Raw genomic sequence first — 24,488 nt, 5'->3', positions numbered from 1 at the left:
CCGGCTCAGTTCGCGCCGAGGTCCTTCAGCGCCTTCTCGGCGCCGCGGTGCAGCGGCACCGGGTCGGTCTTGCGGGCGGTCTCCAGCGAGATGCCCCGGGCCGCCGGGTTCGCCTGGGCCAGCGTGTCCCGCTTGTCGAAGACCGTCCGGGTGATCGCGCAGGCGACGTTGGCGTCCAGGTCCTTGCGGACCAACAACACGTTGGGTACGACGATGGTCGGGGTGTCGGTCGCCGTCCGGTACGCGTCCCGGCCGATCGTCCCGGCCTGGTAGGCGGGGCTCAACGCGGTCATCTTCGGCAGCAACGGCGAGATGTCGACGAACTTCACCGAGTCGCCGGCCGTGGTGAACAGGTCGGTGAGGCCCCCGGTGGGCAGGCCACCGGACCAGAAGAAGCCGTCGACGCTGCCGTCCTTGATTCCCTCGACCGTCTTGGTCAGGTCCAGTCGCTGCGCCCGGATGTCCTTGGCCGGGTCGAGGCCGGCGGCCTCCAACAGCCGGTTGGCGATCACCTCCGTGCCGGACTTCGGTGACCCGGTGGAGATCCGCTTGCCCCGCATGTCGGCCACCGAGGTGATCCCGGAGTCGTTGCGGACCACCACCTGGGTGTAGTTGTCGTAGATGCGGGTCAGCGCCTCCACCGGCTGCGGCGCGGTGAAGCTGCCCTTGCCCTGCACCGCGTTGACCGCCGTGTCGAACAGCGAGAACGCCACGTCGTACTGGCCACTGACCAGTTGCTCGACGTTCTGCACCGACGCGCCGGTCTCGGCGGCGGTGCCGGTGAGCTTGCCGCCGGTCGCCCCGGACAACTGCCCGGCCAGGGCGTTGCCGACCACGTAGTAGACGCCCGTCGCGTTGCCGGTGGCGATGCCGACGCGGGTCTCCCGGGTCACCTCGCAGGTGACCTCGCTGGCCGCGTCGTCCTTTGCCGCGCCGCCCTGCTGACCTCCGCAACCCGCGGCAGCGACCGTGACGAGGGCGAGCACGCTCAGGCCCGCCGCGAGCCGTACGTCGATTCGTCTCACAGTTTTTCCTCCACAGGGTTGGCTGGTGATCCGGACGATGACCGGTCGGCGGAGCCGCGTCGGATGAACACACCCGCCGCCGCGACGACGGCCAGCGTCGCGCCGACCGTGACCGGCACGGGTTCGAGCCAGAGCAGGGTGACGCCGGCGAGGGCGCCGAGCACCCGTTCCGGGGCGCCGGCCGGCCCCACGCCGGGCAGCCAGCCACCGGCGGCGACGGCGAGCACCGCCACGCTGAGCGCGGTGACTCCGGCGGCGAAGGCGATCCGCTGAATGCCGCCGATGCCGAGCAGACCGAGCCCGGCCGGCGTGATGACGAACGCGATCGGGGTGAGGTACGCCGGCAGCGCGTACCGCAGGGTCTGCCACATGGTCGGCACCAGCCGGCCGCCGGTGACCGCGGCGGCGGCCACCGCGGCGAGCGCGGTCGGTGGGGACACTTCGGACAGCACCGCGAAGTAGAAGACGAACATCGCCGCCGCCGGCGCGGTGACGCCCAGGTCGAGCAGGGCCGGACCGACGATCACCCAACCGATCACGAACGACGCGGTGACCGGCACGGCCAGGCCCAGCAGGGTGAGCGCGACGGCGGCGAGCAGCGCGGTGAGCACCAGCACCAGCGTCGGGTCCGAGGTGGCCGCCTGCGCCCCGCCGATCAGCAGCGCCGCCGCCTGCGGCCCGAGGCCGGTCTTCGTGGTGGTCGCCGTGATGATGCCGGCGGCGGCGCAGACAGCGGTGACGGCGAGGACGCCGCGTACGCCGGTGACGAGCGAGGTCACCAGCCGGCCCGGGGTGAGCCGGTGCGCGCGGTCCAGGAACGACAACGCGACGGTGAGCACGATGGCGAAGACGACAGCCCTGGTCGCAGACACGCCGATCGCGAGGAACACGATGATGGCGATCAGCGAGGCGAAGTGGTAGCCGAACCGGGCCAGCAGCCGCCAGGGCGAGCCGACGTCGATCACCACGGGGCGTACGCCGGAGCGGCGTGCGTCGATCTCCACGGCGAGCAGGATGCCGAGGTAGTAGAGCACCGTCGGCACCGTTGCCCAGCCCAGCACCTGGAGGTACGAGACGCCCAGGTACTCGGCGATGATGAACGCCGCCGCACCCAGGGTGGGCGGGGAGAGAATGGCACCCACCCCGGCCGCGGCCAGCATGCCGCCGGCCCGCTCCGGCGGGTAGCCAGCACGGCGCAGCAGTGGCCAGGTGACCGCGCCGATGCTCACGGTCGTCGCCGCGCCGGAGCCGGAGACGGTGCCGAGCAGGAAACCCGAGGCCACCGCCGTCCGGCCGGCGGCGGTACGCGAGCGCCGGAATGCCGCGGCCGACAGCTCGACGAAGAACCGCCCGGCCCCGGACAGCTCCAGCACCGCGCCGTAGATGGTGAACAGCACGATGTACGAGGCGGCCACGTCGAGTGGTGTGCCGTAGAAGCCACTGTCGGAGTTGTAGAACGCGTCGACCAGTTGACTGAAGTCGAGCCCGGCGTGCGCGACCGGCCAGGACTGCGGCAGCAACCCGCCGTAGTAGCCGTAGCCGAGGAACAGCAGGCAGACCGCGGGCAGGATCCAACCGGTGGTACGTCGACACGCTTCGAGCAGCAGGAGCAGCAGGACGGTGCCCAGCACCAGATCCGTCGGCGCCAGCAGACCCTGCCGGTCGAGGAACGCGTTGTAGCCGCCGCCACCGCTGCCGATCCGGATCGGCAGGACCGGATAGAGACAGGCCGCGACCGCCAGGGCACCCAGAGCCCAGTCGGTCACGGTGGGCCGCGCCGACGCCTGTCGTCGCCGGGTGCGTAGGCGGGCCGGCAGCCGCAGGTCGGCCGGGTAGGCGAGGAAGACCAGCGGGAGTACGCCGGCCAGGAAGATGATCAGGTAATACTTGCTGCCCTGCGACAGGGGGCGGAACACCTGCCACAGGGCGAGAGCGCCCACCGCCAACGCCGCCGCGGTGAGGAGCAGCCCCGCCGGCCCGGAGAGCACCCGTCCCGGTTTCTCGTCCTCGAACTGGGCGGCCAGGTCCCGAGTCGCCTGCTCGGCCACGTCCGGCCCGCTCGGGTCGGGCTTGCTCGCGTCGGGTTTGCTGGGGTCGGGTTTGCTCGCGTCGGGCTTGTTTGCGTCGGGCTCGATCTGGTCGGGCTCGGTCGCGAGGGTGGTGGGGTTGGGCGGGTGGGTGCCGGACGGTTCGCCGGGCTCCGTCGGCTCGGCTTCCGGTCGTGGTCGGGGTGGCCCGCCGCCGGGGCTCGCTGCGGGCCCATCAACGGGAGAGTTGGCTGGTCGGGCAGGTAACGGCGAACCATCGGGCGAGCTGATGGGCGACACAAAAGGACGATACACGTCGATTGGCTGACGGGTGGGGCATCGATCGGCGTTTCGCCGCCGGTGGTACGGACACCGGGGTGACCGGCCGGTCGCCGGCGGATATTTGCGTGGAGGGCTGTCGCACCCGGCGGTTAGGGTCGGGCGGTGACTTCGGGGCGACCACTGATTCAGGCTCGCGGGCTGGTGAAGCGGTTCGGCGATTTCACCGCCGTGGACGGCATCGACGTCGAGGTGCGCCCGGGTGAGGCGTTCGGCTTCCTCGGGCCCAACGGCGCGGGCAAGTCGTCCACTATGCGGATGATCGGCTGCATCTCCCCACCCAGCGGGGGTGAGCTGCGCATCCTCGACATGGATCCGGTGGCTGACGGGCCGGCGATCCGGGCGCGCCTCGGGGTGTGCCCCCAGCTGGACAATCTCGATCCGGAGCTGACCGTCCGGGAAAACCTGACCGTCTACGCCCGCTACTTCGGCATCTCCCGACGGGCGGCCCGGGAGCGCGCCGCCGAGCTGCTCGACTTCGTCCAGCTCACCGAGCGGGCCGACAGCAAGGTCGAGCCGCTGTCCGGTGGGATGAAGCGCCGGTTGACCATCGCCCGCGCGCTGGTCAACGATCCGGAGATCGTGCTGCTCGACGAGCCCACCACCGGGCTGGACCCGCAGGCCCGGCACCTGGTGTGGGAGCGGCTGTTCCGGCTCAAGCAGCAGGGCGTCACGTTGGTGCTCACCACGCACTACATGGATGAGGCCGAGCAGCTCTGTGACCGCCTGGTGGTGATGGACGGCGGCCGGATCGTCGCGGAGGGCTCGCCCCGGGCGCTGATCGAGCAGCACTCGACCCGTGAGGTGGTCGAGCTGCGCTTCGCCGCCGAGTCGCAGGAGCCGTTCGCCGGCAAGCTCGACGGGCTGGGGGAGCGGGTCGAGGTGTTGCCCGACCGGGTCCTGCTCTACGTGCCGGACGGCGACGCGGCGGTCGCCCAGGTCACCGCGTTGGGGCTCCAGCCGGCGAACGTGCTGGTCCGGCGCAGCGGCCTGGAGGACGTCTTCCTGCACCTGACCGGCCGCACCCTGGTCGACTGACCGCCGAAGATCGACTCGGCTTCCTGGAAGTCGGGGTGATACGGCGGAGCGGACAGCCCGATTTCCTGAAACCCGAGTCGATCAAGCGCCGGCCAGGACCGTAGGGTGACGGCGGTCTGTCGTAACCCGGGGGAGTTTCATGTCTGATCTGGTGACCGCCAACCGACGTCAAGCCGGGCTCACCGCCCTCTACCTGGGCATCTTCGCGATGGTCTGGTTCAGTGTGCCGGCGGCGGAGCAACCGCTGCGTGCCCTGCTCGTGGTGGGCAGCATCGTCGCACTGCTCACCGCCGTGCTGGGCGGAGTGCTGTCCTCCCGACTGCGGGGTGCCGGCAGCCCCCGGGACCGGGCCGCCGACCGCCCGTACCTGCTCATCGTCGTGGCCGAGTTCGCCGCCGCCGGGCTGGGTGCCGCCGTGCTGGTCGCCGCCAACTGGTCCGAGTACGTTCCGGTGCTGGTCTGCCTGGTGGTCGGTCTGCACTTCTTTCCGCTCGCCCCGCTCCTGCGGGATCCGTTGCTTCGCCCGCTCGGTGCCGCGCTGTGCCTGGTGGCGGTGGCGGGCCTCGTCACCGGCCTCGCCTCGGCGGTCTCCGCCGGGCTGGTGGTCGGCGTCGGCGCGGGAGTGCTGCTGCTCGCCTACGCCGTGCAGGCGCTGATCCGCGGGTACCGGCCGGCCTGACCCGCGCAGCCCGCCGGGGTCGACCCGGCCCGGCCGTTGACGCTGGTAGCTGTCCGCGACTCCAAGGATCCGGCCGGCCCCGTGCTCGTGTTCCCGCCCGACGTGTGGCGCACGTTCGTCGGCTCCGACTCCGCCGCCGGTAACCAGCGGCCACACCGTCTAGATCAACTCGGCTTGTAGGAAGTCGGGGCATCAGGGCGGCTCGGACACCACGACTTCCTGGAAACCGAGTCGATCAAGGCGGGGAAACCCGGGCGACACGTCGACGCGGTCGTCGTAGGGTGACCGGCGGTCTGTCGTACCCCGGGGGTAGACAGGTCGTGGTGGCCGACGCGGTGGGCGGGGTGATCGGGTGAGTGTGGAGCAATCGGCGCGGTTCCCATGGGTGCCGGCGTACGCGGTGTTCGAGCACTACCTGGTGGGTCTGCGGCGCACCTGGCGGGCCGGCGTGTTCTCCTCGTTCCTGCTGCCGGTGCTGACCGTCCTCGGGTTCGGGGTGGGCGTCGGCGCCTACATCGACCAGGGCGTCGGCGGGGTGCGTTACCTCGACTGGTTGGTCCCCGGGCTGATCGCTTCGACCGCGCTCCAGGTGACCGTCGGTGACTCGACCTGGCCGGTGTTCAGCAACTTCCAGTGGGTCAAGACCTACTTCGCGCAGGGCGCGTCACCGCTGCGGGTAGGTGACATCGTGGCCGGGCACCTGGCCTTCGTGCTGTTCCGGGTGCTCACCACGATTGTGGCGTTCCTGCTGGTCACCGGGCTGTTCGGGGCGTTGCGGTCGCCGTGGGCGGTGGCCACCCTGCCGGTGGTGGCGTTGCTCGGGCTGGCCGTCGCCGCGCCGACCTTCGCGTACGCCGCGTCGGTGTCGACCGACAGTTGGCTGGCGATGCTGTTCCGGTTCGCGGTCATCCCGATGACGCTCTTCGCCGGGGTGTTCTTCCCGGTCGAGTCGTTGCCCGAGGCGCTGCGCTGGCTGGCGTACGCGACGCCGTTGTGGCACGCCGTGGACCTGTGCCGCGCGGCCACGCTCGGCGTCGCCCCACAGTGGTCGATCGCCGGGCACCTGCTCTACCTGGCCGCCTGGGCGGTCGCCGGCTGGTTGCTGGCGGTGCGAGCGTTCCGTCGCAAGCTCGTCGTGTAGCCGAGCAAGCCCGGCAGCCGAGCAAGCAAGAGCAACTCGTCGTCTGAAGAGCAAGCAGAGAGGGTGTCGTGATCACGCTGATCCTGCCCCGGCTGGTCGACGTCTCCGCCGCGTCCCGGCGGTCGGCGTCGGTGATCGGGCGCAACGTCGCGGCGCTGAAGTCGGTCTACTGGCTGCTGCTGCTCTCCGGCTTCGTGGAGCCGCTGCTCTACCTGCTCTCCATCGGGGTGGGCGTCGGCGCGCTGGTCGGCGACCTGCCGCTGCCCGACGGGCGGCTGGTCTCGTACGCCGAGTTCGTGGCCCCGGCGATGCTCGCCTCCTCGGCGATGACCGGGGCGCTCGCGGAGACCACCTTCAACTTCTTCGGCAAGATGAAGTACATGAAGCTGTACGACGGGATGATCGCCACCCCGGTACGGCCGATCGAGATCGCCGTGGGCGAGTTGGGTTGGGCGATGCTGCGGGGCAGCGCCTACTCGGCGGCGTTCCTCGGGGTGATGGTCGCGCTGGAGTTGACCAGCGTCACCCGCGCGCTGACCGCCCTCCCGGCCGCGGTGCTCGTCGGGTTCGCGTTCGGGGCGCTCGGCATGGCGATCTCCACCTTCATGCGCAGCTGGCAGGATTTCGACCTGATGGGCTCCGCACAGTTCACGCTCTTCCTCTTCTCCGGCACCTTCGTACCGGCGCAGGCCTATCCGACGCTGCTGCACTGGCTCGTCGAGATCACCCCGCTGTACCGGTCGGTGCACCTGATCCGGGGGGTCGCGCTGGGCAGTGGGGGTTGGCTCTGGTTGCTCGACGTGCTCTACCTGCTGGCGATGGTGGCGATCGGCCTGCTGGTGGCTTCTCGCCGAATGGCGAGGTTGCTCTACAAGTAGGGGTTATCCGCGCCCGTCGACGGGGCATGTCCAGAGGTGACACCGCCGACCAGGAGGAGGGGCGATGGCCTCGGACGAGTCTTCCGCCCAACGTGAGCGTGAGCGTGATCCCGCCACCACGCCGGTCGGGCCCGACGCGGGCCCGGACAGCCCCACCGACCTGCCCGGCAGTGGCTGGAAGGCGGCGTTGCGCCGGACGATCAGCGAATTCCAGGACGACAGCCTGACCGACTGGGCCGCGGCACTGACCTACTACGGGGTGCTGTCCATCTTCCCTGGCCTGCTGGTGCTGATCTCCCTGCTCGGCCTGCTCGGCGAGAGCGCCACCGAGGGCGTCAGGGACACCGTCAACCAGGCGGTGCCGGAGGGCAGCATCCGGCAGATCCTCACCGACGCGATCGGCACGGCGGACAAGAACGGCGGTCTGGCCAGCATCGCGGCGATCATCGGTCTGCTGGCCGCGTTCTGGTCCGCCTCCGGTTACATCGGCGCGTTCATGCGTGCGTCCAACACCATCTACGACGTGCCGGAGGGGCGGCCGATCTGGAAGACGCTCCCGATCCGGCTCGGCGTGACAGCGGTGGTCGGGGTGCTGCTGCTGGTCAGCGCGGTGATCGTGGTCTTCACCGGGCGTCTCGCCGAATCGGTCGGTGACGTGATCGGGTTGGGCTCGACGGCCGTCACTGTGTGGGACGTCGCCAAGTGGCCGGTCCTGCTGATCCTGGTCAGCCTGATGTTCGCGATCCTCTACTGGGCCTCGCCGAACGCGCGTCACGGCGGCTTCCGCTGGGTCAGCCCGGGTGGCGTGCTGGCCGTGGTGATCTGGCTGGTGATCTCCGGCCTGTTCGCCTTCTACGTGAGCAACTTCGGCTCGTACAACAAGACGTACGGGGCGCTCGCCGGGGTGATCATCTTCTTGGTCTGGCTCTGGCTGAGCAACATCGCGATCCTGTTGGGCGCCGAGTTCGACGCCGAGCTGGAGCGGGGCCGCGCCATCTCGGCCGGCCACGCTGTGGACGACGAGCCGTACGTCGAGCTGCGCGACGACCGCAAGCTCAAGAAGAAGCACAACCAGCGCGGCTCGGTCGATTGAGCCGGTGCGTCCTTGGCTGCCGGACCCGTGCAGGACCCGGCAGCCAAGGACGCGCGCATTTTGGAGATAACCGTTAACTGCAGGCTGAAGTGAGGCACCAGCCGTTGAGCGTGACCACTTGCAGGTCATTCACCTTGTGCCAGCCGGGATAATATTTGTTACCCACGCTGTCGTAGTAAATGTAACCGCTGGGCACCTGGAATCCGTCGGTGTCCCGGAATTCGTAGTAGTACCTCGAGTCGGATGCGCTGCCCTGCCCGGCCGGCAGCCACATCGTCTTGCTGTTGGTCGGCCAGTTGCCCGAGAGCTTGATGGATCGGCCGAGCCGGTTCTTCACCTCGCCGCAGAAGATCCCGGCGGTGCAGTTCCCGAGGGTGCCGAAGTCGCCCTCAGCAGTGCTGGAAGCGGCCTGCCGGACGGGCGCCGCAGCGGCGACACCAAGGTCGGAGCCCTTCGGGGATGGCGCCGCCTGGGCTGCCGATGGCGAGAACAGCGCGACGAACGCTACTGCGGACACGGCCGCGACAAAGCGCGTCGGTCGATTCATTGGGGTCCTTCCCGTCGGGGTATTCGGGCACGCCAGAACGGTAGGTCATCGCGATTGGAGAATTGCGGTGCGCGACAAGTCCCGTAGCTGTCGATGCCCAGGAACGTTAACGACCATGTTGATGACTGTCAACGTCCTTACCAATTGCGGCGACGGTGGAGCCGACGATTCGGGTGGGCTGCGGGCGTCCGCCTCGGTGGCGTAATCGCTGCTTAAGCGCATCGATATCGATTACCACCGGTGGTGGTCGATGGTGACGACACTCGCCCGTCGGATGCGCCCGGAGGTTGACGTCGCCGCGGTGGGGGTCGGGGTGGGCTCGTCCGTCGCCTCACCCGGTCGGTGGGTACCGGTGCGACGAGGGGTGCACAGCGAAGTCGGTCCATCCCGTCGCAAGCGCGACCGAAACTTCTGTCCGTTTGAGCAAAAGTTAGCGTCGGAACAGCCGAAGCTCTGGACAGGCGATCCGACCGCTCTTACTGTGTCGGACACAACACATCGACATTGCGTCGATGTGAACGCTGCCAAAGAAGAGGGGGCCCCGGGTGCGCACCGTCGACCCCCTACACGTGCGCCTGTTGCGACTGCTTCGCGACGAGGGCGCCGTGTCCCGGGCTGAGCTGGGCGACCGACTCCAGATGCCGCGTCCGCGCATGCTGGCCGAGCTGGATCGCCTGGTGACGCTGGGTTACGTGGCCGAGGCCGGGCTCGCCGCATCCCGAGGTGGGCGTCGCTCGACGCTTGTCGAGCTGAACCCGAAGCTGCGCTTCGCCGCCGTCGACCTCGGCGCCAGTTCGATGGACGTCGAGGTGGTCAACGGCCGCCTCGAACCGGTGGCCCACTACGCCGAGGCAGCCGACATCCGAAACGGCCCGAAGGTGACCCTGCAACGGGTCAACGAACTGCTGCACAAGGCCCGGGTCGACGGCGCGTACGAGCGACTGGACGCCGTCGGCATCGGCGTACCCGGCCCGGTCAGCTTCCGCGACGGCGTTCCGGTCTCACCACCGATCATGCCGGGCTGGGACCGGTTCCCGGTGCGCGAGCTGCTCAGCCGGGAGCACGGCTGCCCGGCCGTCGTCGACAACGACGTCAACATCATGGCGATCGGCGAGCGGCACGGTGGGGTCGCCCACTCGGTGGACGACTTCCTCTTCGTGAAGATCGGCACCGGCATCGGGTGCGGCATCTACCTCACCGGCGAGGTCTACCGGGGCACCGACGGCTGTGCCGGCGACATCGGCCACATCCAGGTCGACTCGCACGGTCCGATGTGCTCCTGTGGCAACGTCGGCTGTCTGGAGGCGCTGTTCAGCGGCGCCGCGTTGGCCAAGGACGCCGCAGCTGCCGCCCGCAGTGGGACGTCGCCGGCGCTGGCCGAGCGGTTGGCGCTGCGGGGTGTCGTCACCGCGCTGGACGTCGCCGAGGGCGCCGTCGAGGGCGACGTGACCTGCATCCAGTTGATCCGGGACGGCGGACGGCGGGTCGGCGGAGTGCTCGCCGGCCTGGTCAGCTTCACCAACCCGTCCATGATCGTGATCGGCGGCGGGCTGGCCCAACTGGGCCACATCCTGCTCGCCGAGATCCGCAGTGTGGTCTACCGCCGGTCACTGCCGCTGGCCACCGGCAACCTTCCCGTCGTCCTGTCCGAGCTGGGCGGCCGCGCCGGTGTCGCCGGCGCGGCGGTGCTCGCGAGCGACGTCGCCTTCGGGGAAGCCGCATGAAGCTGTTCGAGATTCCGTCGTGAGCGAGGAGGAGACTGTGGCTCTGCCCGAGGATGACCCCGCCACCGCGTCGGCCGAGGCCGTCGCCGAGGCGCCGCTGGTCGAGGCTCCCGCCGACACCGTCGCGGGCGAGGTGGTCCTGCGCCTCACCGATCTGGTGAAGACCTTCCCCGGCGTACGCGCGCTCGACGGCGTGCAGCTGGAGGTGCGTGCCGGCGAGGTGCACTGCCTGCTCGGGCAGAACGGCGCCGGCAAGTCCACCCTCATCAAGGTGCTCGCCGGGGTGCACCAACCGGATTCCGGGCAGGTGGAGTGGCGCGGTGAGCCGGCCACGTTCGCCAACCCGCAGGCCGCCATGAAGGCGGGCATCGCCACGATCTACCAGGAGCTCGACCTCGTCGAGGACCTGTCGGTGGCGGAGAACGCGTTCCTTGGGCACGAGTACCGCAACTTCGGTTTCGTCCGGCGCGGCCGGATGGCCCGGCACACCCGGCAGATCCTCAGCCGGCTCGGCCACGGTGAGATCCCGCCGGGGCGGATGGTCCGGTCACTGCCGGCGGCCGGCAAGCAGATCGTCAGCATGGCGCGGGCGCTGTCGCACGAGGCCCGACTGATCATCATGGACGAGCCGAGCGCGGTGCTGGCCCACGACGAGGTCGGCAACCTGTTCCGGATCATCCGAGAGCTGACCGCGCAGGGCATCGCCGTCATCTACATCTCCCACCGGTTGGAGGAGATCCGCGAGATCGGCGACCGGGTCACCGTACTCAAGGACGGCCGGACCACGGCGGCGAACCTGCCGGCGCGCGACACCCCGACCCGCGACCTGGTGAGCCGGATGACCGGCCGCACCATCGAGTACGTCTTCCCGGACCGGCCGACCGACGACCCCGCGGGTGCCGACCTGCTCCAGGTGGAGGGGTTGACCCGCACGGGCGAGTTCGCCGACGTGTCGCTGACCGTGCGTGCCGGGGAGATCGTGGGCATCGCGGGGCTGGTCGGCTCCGGTCGTTCCGAACTGCTGGAGACGATCTACGGTGCCCGCCTCCCGGAGGCCGGCACCGTGCAGATGGACGGAAAGGTCCTGCGGCCCGGCGTCGGCGCGGCGGTTCGCGCCGGCATGGGAATGGCCCCGGAGGAACGCAAGAGTCAGGCGCTGCTGCTCGGCGAGCCGATCTACCGCAACGTCACGCTGGCCACCTTCGGCCGGTACGCGCGGCTCGGCTTCACCAACGCCGCCAAGGAACGCGCCGAGGCGGACCGGATCGCGGAGACCCTGGAGCTGCGGCCCCGGGACGTCGACCGGCCGGTACGCACGCTGTCCGGCGGCAACCAGCAGAAGGTGGTGGTCGGGCGTTGGCTGCTCGGCGGCACCAAGTTGCTGCTTCTCGACGAGCCGACCCGGGGCGTGGACGTGGGCGCCCGGGCCGAGCTCTACCAGGTCATCCGGGCATTGGCCGCTCAGGGCGTGGGGGTGCTGCTGGTCTCCAGCGAGGTGCCCGAGGTGCTGGGTCTGGCCGACCGGGTGCTGGTGATGCGGGAAGGGCGGGTCGTCCGCGAAGCCGCGGCCGGCGAACTCGACGAGAACACCGTGCTTGACCTCGTGATGGCGGGGTCCTTGATGGAAGGCGCACCGGCATGAGCGACGCGACTCCCACTCCCACCGCGACACCGGAGCGCCCGCAGCTTCCGGCGCAGTCGCCGCCGGTGGACCCGGCGGAGACGGCGGTGGCCGGTAACAAGGCAGGATCCGGGGGCAAGCTCTCCTGGTGGCGGGGTGACGGTGGCGACGGTGCCAAGCGCAACCTCGGTCTGATCGGGGTGCTGGCCGCGCTCATCGTGGTCGGCGCTGTCACCAAGCCCGACCTGTACGGCGACCCGAACTGGGTCTGGAACAACGTCCTGGCCATCCTCCAGTTGGCCTCGGTCGTCGGCGTGGTCACGGTCGGGATGACCTTCGTGATCATCGGCGGTGGCATCGACCTGTCGGTCGGCGCGATCGTCGCGCTGGCCGGGGTCTGGTGCACCACGGTGGCCACCCAGAGCTACGGCGCCGGCGGCATGATCTTCGCCGCCCTCGCCGTCGGTATCTGCGTGGGCCTCGTCAACGGTGTGCTCATCTCGTACGGGCGGCTGGTCCCCTTCATCGCGACGCTCGCGATGCTGGTGGCCGCACGTGGGCTCGCGGCGTCGATCTCCAACAAGCAGACCCAGGTGTCGAGCAGCACGTTCATCAACGACATCGCGGCGCGCAAGGTGATCGGGATCCCGATCCTGGTCTACATCCTCGGCGCGGTCGTGCTGGCCGGTTGGGTAGTGCTCAACCGCACGACCTTCGGCCGGCGAACCATCGCCGTCGGCGGTAACCCGGAGGCGGCCCGGTTGGCCGGCATCAACGTCCGGCGGCACACCATGCTGCTCTACGCGCTCTCCGGTCTGTGCTGCGGTATCGCCGCCATCATGCTCACCTCACAGGCGACCTCGGCGCAGGCGGCGATGGCCAACCTGTACGAGTTGGACGCGATCGCCGCGGCGATCATCGGCGGGACGCTGCTCAGCGGCGGCCGGGGCACGATCGTCGGCTCGCTGCTCGGCGTCATCATCTTCGCCACCATCACGAACCTCTTCGCCATCAACGGCCTCTCCATCGAGGCACAGAACATGGTCAAGGGCGGCATCATCGTCGCGGCCGTCCTGGTCCAGCAGTTCCAGTTCAAGTCAGTCACTCGGCTCCTCGCGCGGAACAGGGTCACCACCGCAACCTGACGCACCGCACCGTTGTCCTGGCGACGTCGAGACATTCGACGGTGGCCGGGCCTCGCACACCCTCAATAAGTCAAATCCCGCTCCCAGGAGGTCATTCATGACCCAGCACAGTCGCGACCTGTCGCGCCGCCGGTTGCTCTTCGGTGGAGCCGCAGTGGGCGCTGCCACCCTGCTCACCGCCTGCACCAGCAACGACACCCCGGCCGCCAGCACCCAGACCAAGGCCGCCGGAAACGCCGAAGGCAACAACGCCCCGGGCAAGAAGGTCGTCATCGGCTTCTCCGCCCCGGCCGCCGACCACGGCTGGATGGGCGCGATCCACGCCAACGCCAAGGCGCAGGCCGCGGCCTACTCGGACGTGGAGTTCAAGGAGGTCGACGGCGGGTCGAACTCCGAGGCCCAGCGCTCCACGCTCGGCACGCTGATCGCCCAGAAGCCGGACATCATCGTCGTGCTGCCGCACGACGGCAAGGAGGTCAACGCCGTTGCCCTCCAGGCGATGCAGGCGGGCATCCCGATCGTGAACCTCGACCGGGCGTTCCCCGACGCACTGGCCTCGCGGCTGGTCATCAAGGGCGACAACTACGGCATGGGCGTCTCGGCCGGGCACTTCATCGGCAAGCAGCTCAAGGACAAGGGCATCGCCAACCCGGTCATCGGTGAGATCGCCGGTCTGGAGATCCCGCTGACCGTTGAGCGCAGCGAGGGCTTCAAGGCCGCCCTGGCGACCTACGGGTTCACGGTGCGGAACCGTCGTTCGGCCGAGTTCACCTCGGACAGCGGTCAGCGTGAGGCGTCCCAGCTGCTCCAGGCGCTGCCGAAGATCGACGCCATCTGGAACCACGACGACGACCAGGGCATCGGTGTGCTCGCGGCCATCAAGCAGGCCAACCGGTCGGAGTTCTTCATGGTCGGCGGCGCGGGCTCCAAGCTCGCGATCGACGCGATCAAGGCCGACAACAGCGTGCTGAAGGCCACTGTCACCTACAACCCGTCGATGGCCTCCTCGGCGGTCTCGCTCGCGCGGCTCATCGCGCAGGGTCGGGGCCTGGGCGACCTGACGGAGCTGCAGGTGCCGAAGGAACTGACCCTGGCCTCGGAGACGATCACCAAGGAGAACGCGAGCAGCTACGACAAGCTCGGGTTCTGACATACCGGGGGGAGACCCACCTTGTCCACGACAGACAAAGAACTGCGGGTCGGCATGGTCGGCTACGCGTTCATGGGCGCCGCGCACTCACAGGCGTGGCGCACCGTGAACCGCGTCTTCGACCTGCCGGCGCGGGCCCGGATGGCGTTGATCTGCGGCCGAGACACTGGGAAGGTGGCTGACGCCGCCGACACACTCGGCTGGGACGCGTACACCACCGACTGGCGTGACCTGATCAACCGGGACGACATCGACGTAGTCGACATCTGCACCCCGGGCGACAGCCACGCCGAGATCGCTCTCGCCGCGTTGGCCGCAGGCAAGCACGTTCTGTGCGAGAAGCCGTTGGCCAACTCGGTGGAGGAGGCACGGGCGATGACCGCTGCGGCGGATGTCGCCCGGGCCTCCGGAGTGCGGTCGATGTGCGGGTTCAACTACCGCCGGGTCCCCGCGGTCACGATGATGCGCCAGTTGGTCGCCGACGGACGGCTCGGGGTGATTCGACACGTCCGTGCGACGTACCTGCAGGACTGGATCGTGGACCCGCAGTTCCCGCTGGTCTGGCGGTTGCAGAAGGACAGGGCGGGCTCCGGCGCGCTCGGTGACATCGGTGCGCACATCATCGACCTGACCCAGTTCGTCACGGGTCAGCGGATCAGCGGCGTCAGCGCGGTCACCGAGACCTTCGTCAAGGAGCGGCCGTTGCCGGCCGAGTCGAGCGGTCTGGCGGCCTCGGTGGACGGCCACACGGCGCCCACCGGGACTGTCACCGTCGACGACGCCGCGGTCTTCGTGGCGCGACTCGACGGCGGCGCCCTGGCCACGTACGAGGCGAGCCGCTTCGCGACCGGCCGTAAGAACGCGCTGCGCGTCGAGATCAACGGCTCGCTGGGCAGTGTGGTCTTCGACCTGGAGCGCCTCAACGAGCTGGAGTTCTACGACGCGACCCGCCCGGCTGTGGAGCAGGGCTTCAGCCGCATCCTGGTGACCGAGGGCGAGCACCCGTACATGTCGGCGTGGTGGCCCCCGGGCCACATCATCGGCTACGAGCACTCGTTCACGCACGAGATGCGCGATTTCATCGAGGCGGTCGCCACCGGTGTCGACCCGACTCCCTCCTTCGCCGACGCGTTGCAGGTCCAGTTGGTGCTGGACGCGGTGGCCCGTTCGGCGGAGCTCGGCTCCTCCTGGGCCGAGGTGGAACCGACGCTGACCGCGGCGGCTGTCTGACCATTGACGATCCGCGACGGCGGTGTTCGCACCGCCATCGCCCGACCGGCTTTCCGGAGCCGACCGGCGAGGGACCAGCCACGGATTGCGCCCCGTGGCCGGGACAGAGGTCGGTTTCGGAGAGCGTGCAGCCGGGCCCCACGGCCCGGTGGCGCACGAGCAGGACGGTCGTCCGGTGCGACCGGACCGGGATTCCCCGGCCGCACCGGAGGACCGCCACCACCGGTGACCTCCGGAGGACCTGATGACACCGCCCGCCGCCGCCCCCACCCGTACCGCACCCGCTCGCCGGTTCCCGGCAGGTCGTGGTTCGGTCGGTGTTCCGGTGGGCGAAACGGCCTGAGACGCCCGGCCGGGGCATGCCAATGCCCCGACCGGCCGGATGCGGGGGAGGCAGGGTCGAGACGCCGACCCGACCCTGCCTACCAGCCCCGTCTGCTCGCACCTGCCGGGATCCGGTCCGGCGTCGTCGCCGCCGACGCCGACGTCGGAAGCCGGTGCTGTTCCGGTGCGGGGCGAGCGGACGGGGCCCATCCACCCGGCCCGAAACTTTCCGAAACCCGGCCGTATCTTTCCGAAACATATTCTGATATTCCTATATTTAGCGGTACCGACGGTTCCTCGTGAATGGGGAAGGAGCACCATGCGAACAGGTGTCTGGCTGGTAGGAGCGCGCGGTTCCGTCGCGACCACCAGCATCGTCGGGGGGCTCGCGCTGCGGGCCGGCCTGGCCGGGCCCACCGGCTGCGTCACCGAGCTGCCCGAGCTGCGCGGCCCGGCCCTGCCGGCCTTCGCGGACCTGGTCTTCGGCGGGCACGACCTGGCCACCACTCCGCTGTGCAAGCGCGCCGAGGCCCTCGCTGACGCCGGTGTCATCCCCTGGCGGCTGGTCGCCGCGCTCCGCGACGAACTGGGCGTGGTCGAGCAGGAGCTGCGCCCCGCACCGGTCGGCGACACCCAGGCCGACCGGGCCGAGGCCGTGGTCCGCGACCTGACCACCTTCCGCGATCGGCACGAGCTGGACCGGGTGGTGGTGGTCAACGTCTCCGCCACCGAGCCGGCCCCTCGACCGCACCCCGGGCACGACGACCCGGCCGCGCTGCGCGCCGCCCTCGACGGTCCGGACGAGGTGCTGCCGGTCAGCTCCCTCTACGCGTACGCCGCAGTGCTCGCCGGCTGCCCGTACGTCGACTTCACCCCGTCCACCGGGCTGCGGCTGCCGGCGCTGGCCGCGCTGGCCGAGGAGGCCCGACTGCCGTACGCCGGGCACGACGGCAAGACCGGGGAGACCCTGGTCAAGTCGGTGCTGGCACCGATGTTCGCGATGCGCAATCTGGCCGTGGGCTCCTGGTCCGGGGTCAACCTGCTCGGCGGTGGCGACGGCGCCACCCTCGCCGACCCGGCCGCGAACGCGGCGAAGGTGCAGAGCAAGCAGCGGGTGCTCGGCGAGACGCTGGGCTACGTCCCGCAGGGCGGGACCCGCATCGAGTACGTCGAGGAGCTGGGCGACTTCAAGACCGCCTGGGATCTGATCACCTTCAGCGGTTTCCTCGGCACCGGCATGCGGATGGAGTTCACCTGGCACGGCTGCGACTCCGCGCTGGCCGCGCCGCTGGTGCTCGACCTGGCCCGACTCACCGCCGCCGCGCACGCCGCCGGGCAGGTGGGGCCGCTGGCCGACCTGGGCTTCTTCTTCAAGGATCCGCTGGGCTCGCCCAGCCACTCGCTGGGCGAGCAGTGGGCCCGGCTGACCGCCTTCACCCGGCAACTGCACGACGGCGGGGACGGTGTCCATGACAACGTTGGCTGATCTCGCCGAGCTGGTCCGGGCGCCGGCCGCGCTCTCGGTGCCCGGTGACGTGATCGCCGGGGCCGCAGCGGCTGGCGCGTTGAGCCCGCGTACCCCTGCCCTGGCCGGCGCCTCGGTGCTGCTCTACTGGGCCGGCATGGCCGCCAACGACTGGGCCGACCGGCGTCTGGACGCCGAGGAACGGCCCGAGCGGCCGATCCCGAGCGGGCGGGTCACCCCGGCCGCCGCGGTCGGTCTCGCGGCGGGCCTCACGGCCGCCGGCGTGGGCCTGGCCGCCGCCGTGGGCGGTCGACGCGCCGCCGCGCTCGCCGTGCCGCTGGCCGCCACCATCTGGGGGTACGACCTGCTGGCCAAGAACACCGCAGCCGGCCCGGCCGTGATGGCCGCCTGCCGAGGCCTGGACGTGCTGCTCGGCGCGTCCGGCGGCCGGATGACCCGGGCGCTGCCGGCGGCGGCCACCATCGCCGCGCACACCTGGACGGTCACCGCGCTGTCCCGCCGGGAGGTCACCGGCGCCGACGCCACCCTGCCGATGCGCACCCTCGCCGGCACCGCTGTGGTCGCCGCCAGTGCCGCCGTCGCCGTGCCGGGCGCCCGACGCGCGGCCCTCCGAACGACGAACCAGGCCGGGCCCACCGACCGGACCGAGACCGTTGACGAGGCCGGTGGGCGCGCGGGTCGCAGCCGGTCGGCCACGATCGCGGCGGTGCTGCCCGCAGTGCTGGCCGGCTGGTACGCCGCCCGCTACGGCGCGGCCCAGGCCGAGGTGGTCCGGGACCCGTCGGCCGGGCGGGTCCGCGCGGCCGTCGGCGCCGGGATCACCGGGTTGCCGGCCCTCCAGGGAGCCCTCACCGCACGGGGTGGAGCAGGTCTGCTCGGGGTGGCCGTCGCGGCGGCCGCGCCGCTGGGTCGACGGCTGGCCCGGAAGGTCTCCCCGACATGAGCGTCCCCGAGCCCCGGCCCGGTGCGCCGGCCGCCGACGCCACCACGCTGCGCCTCGGATACGGCACGAACGGCTTCGCCAACCACCGCCTGGACGACGCGCTCGCCGTCATCGCCGACCTCGGCTACGACGGGGTGGCGCTCACCCTGGACCACGACCACCTGGACCCGTTCGCGCCCGGGCTCACCCGCCGGGTCGCCGCGGTCGGTCGACGGTTGGAGTCGCTGGGCCTGGCGGTGGTCATCGAGACCGGCGCCCGCTACCTGCTCGACCCGTGGCAGAAGCACGCCCCGACGTTGCTGCACGACGACCCGACCCGGCGGATCGAGTTCCTGCGCCGGGCCGTGCGGATCGGCGCCGACCTGGGCGCCGAGGCGGTCTCGTTCTGGGCCGGTGTCCGACCCGAGGCGGTGTCACCGCAGTGCGCCTGGGACCGGCTGGTGGCCGGTTGCGCCACAGTGGTCGACGCGGCCGACACCGCCGGCGTCACCCTCGGCTTCGAGCCGGAGCCGGGCATGCTGGTGCAGGACATCGCCGACTGGCGTCGGCTGCACGCCGCTCTCGACAACCCGGCCCGCTTCGGCATCACCCTCGACATCGGCCACTGCCGGTGCCTGGAGCCCTGGCCGGTGCCGCAGTGCGTGGCCGAGGTGGCCGAGCAGCTGGTCAACGTGCAGATCGACGACATGCGCCGAGGCGTGCACGAGCACCTGGAGTTCGGCGTCGGCGAGATCGACTTCCCGCCGGTGCTGGCCGCGCTGCGCGACGCCGGCTACCGCGGCCTGGTCGCCGTCGAGCTGCCCCGGGACTCGCACGCCGCGCCCGCCGTGGCCGCTCGGTCGATCGAGTTCCTGCGTGCCGCCGCACTGGCCGGCCGCACGAAGGACGAACTGCCCGCAGACATTCCTGGGGTGCCTGCGTAGCAACAAGGGGAGGAGACGGGATGACACCGGATTCACTACGGGCCGCGCTGGGAGGCGTACCCGATCCCGATTGGCTGGACACGGCGCTGCGCCGGGTCACCACCGAGCCCACCGCGATCACCCGGCTCTTTCCCGCCGTCGGCCGACGCTGCGGGCGGGCCGCGCTGCCCGACACCCCCGGCTGGACCGCCGACGACGCGGCCCGGGTGCTGCTGCTCACCAGCCTGCCCGGCGAGCACGCGGCGTACGCCGAGCGCCTCTACCAGCACGGTGACGCGGCCGAACGACGAGCCGTGCTGCGTGCCCTGCCGCTGCTGCCGATCGGCGCCGACGGGGTTCCGTTGCTGCACGACGCGATCCGGACCAACGACACCCGGCTGGTCGCCGCCGCGCTCGGCCCGTACGCCCGGCACCTCGACCAGGCCGCCTGGCGGCAGGCGGTGCTCAAGTGCGTGTTCAGCGGCGTCCCCCTGGCCAACGTGGCCGACCTGGACACCCGGGCCGACAGCGAGCTGACCGCGATGCTGGCCGCGCTGGCCGCCGAACGGCACGCCGCCGGCCGGGAGTTGCCCGCCGACGCCACCGACCTGCTCCACCGGCTCACCGCCGCACTGCCCCGGGAGGCGTGAATGCGCATCTTCGACCCCCACATCCACATGACCTCACGCACGACCGACGACTACGAACGAATGGCCGCCGCCGGAGTGCGCGCGGTGGTCGAGCCGGCGTTCTGGCTGGGTCAGCCGCGCACCAGCGCCGCCTCGTTCACCGACTACTTCGACTCGCTGATCGGCTGGGAGCCGTTCCGGGCCGGGCAGTTCGGGGTGCGCCACTTCGCCACCATCGCGTTGAACCCGAAGGAGGCCAACGACCCGCGCTGCCGGCCGGTGCTCGACCTGCTGCCCCGCTACCTGGACAAGGACGCGGTGGTGGCGGTCGGCGAGATCGGGTACGACTCGATGACGCCCGAGGAGGACGAGGCGTTCGCGGCGCAGCTCGCACTCGCGGTGGCGTACGACCTGCCGGCGCTGGTGCACACCCCGCACCGGGACAAGGCGCGCGGCTGCGAGCGGACGCTCGCCGTGGTCGCCGAGTCCGGCATCGACGCGGGTCGGGTGGTTGTCGACCACCTCAACGAGGTGACAGTGAAGCTGGTCCGCGACAGCGGTTGCTGGCTGGGTTTCTCCATCTACCCGGACACCAAGATGACCCCGCAGCGGATGGTGGAGTTGCTGCGGGAGTACGGCACCGAACGGATGCTGGTCAACTCGGCAGCCGACTGGGGGCGCTCCGACCCGCTGCTCACCCGGGCCACCGGCGAGGCGATGCTGCTGGCCGGTTTCAGCGACGACGACGTCGACAAGGTGTTGTGGCGAAACCCGGTGGAGTTCTACGGGCAGTCGGGGCGGCTCGACCTCAGCGACCTGGACGTCGCCGCCGCCGTGGACCCGCAGACCGGCAACTCGATCCTGCGCGGCGGCAGCTGATGCGGCTGCGACATGCCGGCGGCGAGACCGTCCACCTGGGCTACTGCACCAACGTGCACCCGGCCGAGGACCTCGCCGGCATCCTCGGTCAACTGGACACCTACGCGGTGCCGGTCCGCGAGGCGCTCGGCAGCGACCTGCTCGGGCTCGGCCTGTGGCTGGCCGCTCCGGTCGCCGCCGAGCTGGCCGCCGACCCGACGCTACGCCGCCGGTTGCGCACCGAGCTGGACGCGCGGGGGCTGGAGGTGGTCACCCTCAACGGATTCCCGTACGCGGCCTTCCAGGCCCCGGTGGTCAAGCAGGACGTGTACCACCCGGACTGGACCACCGAGCAGCGCCTGACGTACACACTGAATTTGGCCCGGGTGCTCGCCGACCTGCTGCCCGACGACGCCGCCCGGGGTTCGATCTCCACCCTGCCGCTGGCCTGGCGTCAACCGTGGGACACCGGCCGGGCCGACGCGGCCCGACGCCGGCTGGACCAGCTCGCCGCCGGCCTGGCCGACGTGCAGCGGGACACCGGCCGTGAGGTGCGGATCGCTTTCGAGCCGGAGCCCGGCTGTGTGGTGGAGAGCACCGGTCAGGCGGCCGCGCTGCTGTCCGGGATGGACACCGAGCGGTTGGGTGTCTGCCTCGACCTGGCCCACCTGGCCTGCGCGTGGGAGGAGCCGGCCGAGGCGCTGGACAGACTGCGGACGGCCGGACTGCCGGTGGTGAAGGTGCAGGTCTCCGCCGCCGTCGAGGCCGCCGACCCGGAGGGCGGGGCCGAGGCGTTGCGCCGCTGGGTGGAGCCGCGTTTCCTGCACCAGACCCGGGGCGCCGGTTGCGCCGGTCTGGCCGACCCGGCCGACCCGACGTACGCGGCCGACGACCTGGACGAGGCGCTGGACCGGACGCTGCCCGGCCCGTGGCGGGTGCACTACCACGTGCCGCTGCACGCCCCACCCGAGGAGCCGCTCGGCTCGACCCTGCCGGTGCTCCGCGCGGCCCTGAGAGCGCTCTTCGACGGCCCGACCGCCGGCTGCGACCACCTCGACGTCGAGACGTACACCTGGGGGGTGCTGCCGGCCGCACGACGGCCCGGCACCGACGCGGAGCTGGCCGCCGGCATCGCCGCGGAGCTGGCCTTCGCCCGGGACGAACTGGTCGGCCTCGGCCTGACCGCAGAGCGAACCGTGAGCATGGGGGTGACGCGATGAGCCGGCGACTGGTGGTCCTCGACGTGGTGGGGTTGACGCCCCGACTACTGGCGCACATGCCTCGACTGCGGGGGGTCGCCGACGGCGGCTTCCGGGCCGAGTTGGGCACCGTGCTGCCCGCCGTGACCTGCTCGGTGCAGTCCACCTTCCTCACCGGCGAGCCGCCCAGCGGGCACGGGATCGTCGGCAACGGGTGGTATTTCCGGGAGCTGGGCGAGGTGCTGCTGTGGCGGCAGCACAACGCGCTGGTCGGCGGGGACAAGCTCTGGCAGGCCGCCCGTCGGGCCGAACCCGGCTACACAGTGGCCAACGTCTGCTGGTGGTACGCCATGGGCGCGGACGTCAACTGGACGGTGACGCCCCGCCCGGTCTACTACGCCGACGGGCGCAAGGAGCCGGACTGCTACACCGACCCGCCGGAGCTGCACGACGCGCTCACCGGGCGGCTGGGCACCTTCCCGCTCTTCACCTACTGGGGGCCGACCGCCGGGCTGCCGTCGTCGCGGTGGATCTGCCAGGCGGCCGAGCAGATCCTCGCCGACGTGTCACCCGACCTGACGCTGGTCTACGTCCCGCACCTGGACTACGACCTGCAACGCTTCGGTCCGTCGTCGGCCCAGGCCGCGGCGGCGGCAGCGGAGCTGGACGCGGTGCTCGGTCCGCTCCTGGACGCCGCACGCGCCCGGGACGCCACAGTGGTGGTGCTGTCCGAGTACGGCATCACCGACGTGTCCCGGCCGGTGGACGTCAACCGGTTGCTGCGCGCCGAGGGGCTGTTGCACGTGCACACCCAGGCGGGCATGGAGTACCTCGACCCGTGGACGTCGAAGGCGTTCGCGGTCGCCGACCACCAGATCGCGCACGTCTACGTCAAGGACCCGGCCGACGTGTCGGCGGTGGCGAAGCTCTGCGCCGGCCTGCCCGGGGTGGCCGAGGTGCTCGACGCCGAGGGCAAGGCGGCACACGGGCTGGACCATCCGCGCGCCGGTGAGCTGGTGCTGGTGGCCGAGCCGGACGCCTGGTTCACCTACTACTACTGGCTGGACGACGCCCAGGCACCGGACTTCGCCCGGCTCGTGGAAATTCATCGGAAGCCGGGCTACGACCCGGCGGAGCTGTTCTTCGACCCGGCCAAACCCGGTGCCGCGAAGGCCCGAGCCGGGGTGGCGCTGGCCCGCAAGAAGCTCGGCATGCGGTACCTGATGAGCGCGGTCGGCCTGGACGCCGGCGCGCGGGCGGTGCGCGGCTCGCACGGGCGGCTGCCGGACGACCCGGCGGACGGCCCGGTGCTGCTCTGCTCCGACCCGACCGCGGCCCGGGACAAGATCGCGGCGACCGAGGTCAAGGCGCTGTTGCTGGAGCTGGCCGGGCTGAGCCCCGGCGGTGCGGGCGGGTCGGGGGAGGGCTCATGACGGTCACCGTCGCGCCCACCGACGCCAGCGAGCTGCGGGCGCGCTTCGACGCGGAGCTGGCCGGGTTTCTCAGTCGGCAGGGCCCGGACTGGCCGGACGGGGCGCCGCGGGGCGTGTTCACCGCGCTGCAACGGTTCGTGCTGGCCGGTGGCAAGCGGTTACGACCGCTCTTCTGCTACTGGGGCTGGCGCGGCGCGGGGGCGGCCGACGGCACCCCGATCGTGGTGGCCGCGGCGGCCCTGGAGCTGTTCCACGCGTTCGCGCTGATCCACGACGACATCCTGGACGGCAGCGACCGCCGTCGGGGTGAGCCGTCGGTGCACCGGCTCTTCGCCGACCTGCACGCCCGCTCGTCGTGGCGCGGTGACCCCGAGGCGTACGGCCGCAACACCGCGCTGCTCTGCGGGGACCTCTGCGCGGCCTGGTCGGATCAGATGTTCCACGAGTGCGGTCTGAGCACCGAGCAGGTGCACCGGGGGTATGGCGTGTTCGCCCTGATGCGCACCGAGGTGATCGCGGGGGAGTACCTGGACCTGGTCTCGGGTGTGGGTGACGGCTCGGTGGCCAGCGCGCTCACCGTGATCCGGATGAAGGCTGCCCGGTACACGGTCACCCGGCCGTTGCAGATCGGTGCGGCCCTGGCCGGCGCGGGGCCGGAGCTGATCGCCGCGTTGGGCGAGTTCGGTGACCCGCTGGGTGACGCGTTCCAGCTCCGCGACGATGTCCTGGGCGTGTTCGGTGACCCGGCGGTCACCGGGAAGTCGGTCCTGGACGACCTTCGTGAGGGCAAGCCCACCGTCATGATGGCGCTGGCCCGCAGCGCCGCCGACCGGCCGCAGACCATCCGGCTGCGGGAGCTGTTCGGCAACCCGGCGTTGGACGCCGAGGGCGCGGCGGAGCTGCGCGACATCATCGAGGCGACCGGCGCGCGGGAGCGGATCGAGCAGATGATCCGGGTCCGGACCGAGGCCGCGCTCTCCGCCCTGCAGAGCGCAGTGGTGGCCGATGAGGCCCGCGCGGCCCTGGTTGCGCTGGCCGGGCAGGCGATCGACCGACGCGCCTGACCGGCGACTTTCG

At 71.2% G+C, this 24,488-nt stretch carries 21 protein-coding genes and 1 pseudogene; 19 read left to right on the top strand and 3 right to left on the bottom strand.

Translation table 11 applies throughout. The annotated features are described in order from the left end of the window. Positions 1–5: 5 nt before the first annotated feature. Together ACQRWP_RS20935 and ACQRWP_RS20930 are read right to left on the bottom strand one after the other, a co-directional pair. Positions 6–1,025 carry a TAXI family TRAP transporter solute-binding subunit gene (locus ACQRWP_RS20935; protein ID WP_430497104.1) on the bottom strand — a complete coding sequence of 340 codons (1,020 nt, stop codon included), beginning with the start codon at positions 1,023–1,025 and terminating at the stop codon, positions 6–8. Then, positions 1,022–3,352, bottom strand: a complete 2,331-nt coding sequence (locus ACQRWP_RS20930) for a TRAP transporter permease (protein WP_430497102.1) — start codon at positions 3,350–3,352, stop codon at positions 1,022–1,024. Before ACQRWP_RS20930 ends, ACQRWP_RS20935 begins: the two co-directional genes overlap by 4 nt. A 144-nt stretch (positions 3,353–3,496) precedes the next feature. Between ACQRWP_RS20930 and ACQRWP_RS20925 the strand changes: the two genes are divergently transcribed. The 6 genes and pseudogenes from ACQRWP_RS20925 (at position 3,497) to ACQRWP_RS20900 (ending at position 8,220) form a co-directional block, all read left to right on the top strand. Then, positions 3,497–4,429 carry an ABC transporter ATP-binding protein gene (locus ACQRWP_RS20925; protein WP_430497100.1) on the top strand — a complete coding sequence of 311 codons (933 nt, stop codon included), beginning with the start codon at positions 3,497–3,499 and terminating at the stop codon, positions 4,427–4,429. 139 nt (positions 4,430–4,568) lie between these two features. Further along, positions 4,569–5,108, top strand: coding sequence for a hypothetical protein (locus ACQRWP_RS20920; protein ID WP_430497098.1), 540 nt, complete (start codon positions 4,569–4,571; stop codon positions 5,106–5,108). Between the two features lie 33 nt (positions 5,109–5,141). Beyond that, positions 5,142–5,288, top strand: a pseudogene (locus ACQRWP_RS20915) (DUF397 domain-containing protein); the annotation flags it as partial. Positions 5,289–5,460: 172 nt separating this feature from the next. After that, positions 5,461–6,249 carry an ABC transporter permease gene (locus tag ACQRWP_RS20910; protein ID WP_430497096.1) on the top strand — a complete coding sequence of 263 codons (789 nt, stop codon included), beginning with the start codon at positions 5,461–5,463 and terminating at the stop codon, positions 6,247–6,249. A gap of 68 nt (positions 6,250–6,317) precedes the next feature. Further along, a complete protein-coding gene (locus ACQRWP_RS20905; protein ID WP_430497094.1) occupies positions 6,318–7,127 on the top strand; it encodes an ABC transporter permease in 810 nt (269 codons plus the stop codon). Positions 7,128–7,191: 64 nt separating this feature from the next. Further along, positions 7,192–8,220: a YihY/virulence factor BrkB family protein gene (locus ACQRWP_RS20900; protein ID WP_430497093.1), complete on the top strand. Its 1,029-nt coding sequence runs from the start codon at positions 7,192–7,194 to the stop codon at positions 8,218–8,220. A 73-nt stretch (positions 8,221–8,293) separates the two neighbouring features. Here ACQRWP_RS20900 and ACQRWP_RS20895 read toward each other — a convergent pair whose 3' ends face one another. Beyond that, positions 8,294–8,767 (bottom strand): hypothetical protein, encoded by a 474-nt coding sequence (locus tag ACQRWP_RS20895; protein WP_430497091.1) that lies wholly within the window; start codon positions 8,765–8,767, stop codon positions 8,294–8,296. 545 nt (positions 8,768–9,312) lie between these two features. Between ACQRWP_RS20895 and ACQRWP_RS20890 the strand changes: the two genes are divergently transcribed. The 13 genes from ACQRWP_RS20890 to ACQRWP_RS20830 all read left to right on the top strand — a co-directional run bounded on the left by ACQRWP_RS20890 (position 9,313) and on the right by ACQRWP_RS20830 (position 24,475). Then, the gene (locus ACQRWP_RS20890) at positions 9,313–10,491 is read left to right on the top strand and encodes an ROK family protein (RefSeq protein ID WP_091408992.1); all 1,179 of its coding nucleotides are present in this window, start codon (positions 9,313–9,315) and stop codon (positions 10,489–10,491) included. Positions 10,492–10,624: 133 nt separating this feature from the next. Next, on the top strand, positions 10,625–12,133 hold the full coding sequence (locus ACQRWP_RS20885; protein ID WP_430503244.1) for a sugar ABC transporter ATP-binding protein: 1,509 nt from the start codon (positions 10,625–10,627) through the stop codon (positions 12,131–12,133). Further along, on the top strand, positions 12,130–13,257 hold the full coding sequence (locus ACQRWP_RS20880) for an ABC transporter permease (protein WP_430497089.1): 1,128 nt from the start codon (positions 12,130–12,132) through the stop codon (positions 13,255–13,257). The genes ACQRWP_RS20885 and ACQRWP_RS20880 overlap by 4 nt, the downstream gene beginning before the upstream one ends. A 97-nt stretch (positions 13,258–13,354) precedes the next feature. After that, positions 13,355–14,407: a substrate-binding domain-containing protein gene (locus tag ACQRWP_RS20875; protein ID WP_430497087.1), complete on the top strand. Its 1,053-nt coding sequence runs from the start codon at positions 13,355–13,357 to the stop codon at positions 14,405–14,407. 54 nt (positions 14,408–14,461) lie between these two features. Next, a complete protein-coding gene (locus ACQRWP_RS20870) occupies positions 14,462–15,637 on the top strand; it encodes a Gfo/Idh/MocA family protein (protein WP_430503243.1) in 1,176 nt (391 codons plus the stop codon). Positions 15,638–16,280: 643 nt separating this feature from the next. Continuing rightward, positions 16,281–17,447 carry an inositol-3-phosphate synthase gene (locus ACQRWP_RS20865; RefSeq protein ID WP_430497085.1) on the top strand — a complete coding sequence of 389 codons (1,167 nt, stop codon included), beginning with the start codon at positions 16,281–16,283 and terminating at the stop codon, positions 17,445–17,447. After that, positions 17,431–18,390, top strand: a complete 960-nt coding sequence (locus tag ACQRWP_RS20860; RefSeq protein WP_430497083.1) for an SCO3242 family prenyltransferase — start codon at positions 17,431–17,433, stop codon at positions 18,388–18,390. The genes ACQRWP_RS20865 and ACQRWP_RS20860 overlap by 17 nt, the downstream gene beginning before the upstream one ends. After that, positions 18,387–19,313 carry a sugar phosphate isomerase/epimerase family protein gene (locus ACQRWP_RS20855; RefSeq protein WP_430497081.1) on the top strand — a complete coding sequence of 309 codons (927 nt, stop codon included), beginning with the start codon at positions 18,387–18,389 and terminating at the stop codon, positions 19,311–19,313. Before ACQRWP_RS20860 ends, ACQRWP_RS20855 begins: the two co-directional genes overlap by 4 nt. Positions 19,314–19,333: 20 nt before the next feature. Further along, on the top strand, positions 19,334–19,942 hold the full coding sequence (locus ACQRWP_RS20850) for an EboA domain-containing protein (RefSeq protein ID WP_430497079.1): 609 nt from the start codon (positions 19,334–19,336) through the stop codon (positions 19,940–19,942). Continuing rightward, entirely contained in the window at positions 19,943–20,800 is an 858-nt protein-coding gene (locus tag ACQRWP_RS20845; RefSeq protein ID WP_430497077.1) for a TatD family hydrolase, read from the top strand. After that, on the top strand, positions 20,800–21,999 hold the full coding sequence (gene eboE / locus ACQRWP_RS20840; protein ID WP_430497075.1) for a metabolite traffic protein EboE: 1,200 nt from the start codon (positions 20,800–20,802) through the stop codon (positions 21,997–21,999). The genes ACQRWP_RS20845 and eboE overlap by 1 nt, the downstream gene beginning before the upstream one ends. Continuing rightward, positions 21,996–23,411 carry an alkaline phosphatase family protein gene (locus ACQRWP_RS20835; RefSeq protein ID WP_430497073.1) on the top strand — a complete coding sequence of 472 codons (1,416 nt, stop codon included), beginning with the start codon at positions 21,996–21,998 and terminating at the stop codon, positions 23,409–23,411. Before eboE ends, ACQRWP_RS20835 begins: the two co-directional genes overlap by 4 nt. Next, positions 23,408–24,475: a polyprenyl synthetase family protein gene (locus ACQRWP_RS20830; RefSeq protein ID WP_354946558.1), complete on the top strand. Its 1,068-nt coding sequence runs from the start codon at positions 23,408–23,410 to the stop codon at positions 24,473–24,475. Before ACQRWP_RS20835 ends, ACQRWP_RS20830 begins: the two co-directional genes overlap by 4 nt. Positions 24,476–24,488: the final 13 nt, after the last annotated feature.

The organism is Micromonospora trifolii, from assembly GCF_050516465.1.
Classification (GTDB): Bacteria; Actinomycetota; Actinomycetes; order Mycobacteriales; family Micromonosporaceae; genus Micromonospora; species Micromonospora trifolii.
Note: the sequence above shows the minus strand (reverse complement) of the source record. Positions and strands in the feature narration are given on the sequence as shown.

Coding starts and splice junctions, on each gene's coding strand:
- ACQRWP_RS20920 (WP_430497098.1), top strand. CDS start 4,569: ATGTCTGATCTGGTGACCGCCAACCGACGTCAAGCCGGGCTCACCGCC.
- ACQRWP_RS20900 (WP_430497093.1), top strand. CDS start 7,192: ATGGCCTCGGACGAGTCTTCCGCCCAACGTGAGCGTGAGCGTGATCCC.
- ACQRWP_RS20895 (WP_430497091.1), bottom strand. CDS start 8,767: ATGAATCGACCGACGCGCTTTGTCGCGGCCGTGTCCGCAGTAGCGTTC.
- ACQRWP_RS20880 (WP_430497089.1), top strand. CDS start 12,130: ATGAGCGACGCGACTCCCACTCCCACCGCGACACCGGAGCGCCCGCAG.
- ACQRWP_RS20875 (WP_430497087.1), top strand. CDS start 13,355: ATGACCCAGCACAGTCGCGACCTGTCGCGCCGCCGGTTGCTCTTCGGT.
- ACQRWP_RS20870 (WP_430503243.1), top strand. CDS start 14,462: ATGGTCGGCTACGCGTTCATGGGCGCCGCGCACTCACAGGCGTGGCGC.
- ACQRWP_RS20865 (WP_430497085.1), top strand. CDS start 16,281: ATGCGAACAGGTGTCTGGCTGGTAGGAGCGCGCGGTTCCGTCGCGACC.
- ACQRWP_RS20860 (WP_430497083.1), top strand. CDS start 17,431: ATGACAACGTTGGCTGATCTCGCCGAGCTGGTCCGGGCGCCGGCCGCG.
- ACQRWP_RS20855 (WP_430497081.1), top strand. CDS start 18,387: ATGAGCGTCCCCGAGCCCCGGCCCGGTGCGCCGGCCGCCGACGCCACC.
- ACQRWP_RS20850 (WP_430497079.1), top strand. CDS start 19,334: ATGACACCGGATTCACTACGGGCCGCGCTGGGAGGCGTACCCGATCCC.
- ACQRWP_RS20845 (WP_430497077.1), top strand. CDS start 19,943: ATGCGCATCTTCGACCCCCACATCCACATGACCTCACGCACGACCGAC.
- eboE (WP_430497075.1), top strand. CDS start 20,800: ATGCGGCTGCGACATGCCGGCGGCGAGACCGTCCACCTGGGCTACTGC.
- ACQRWP_RS20835 (WP_430497073.1), top strand. CDS start 21,996: ATGAGCCGGCGACTGGTGGTCCTCGACGTGGTGGGGTTGACGCCCCGA.
- ACQRWP_RS20830 (WP_354946558.1), top strand. CDS start 23,408: ATGACGGTCACCGTCGCGCCCACCGACGCCAGCGAGCTGCGGGCGCGC.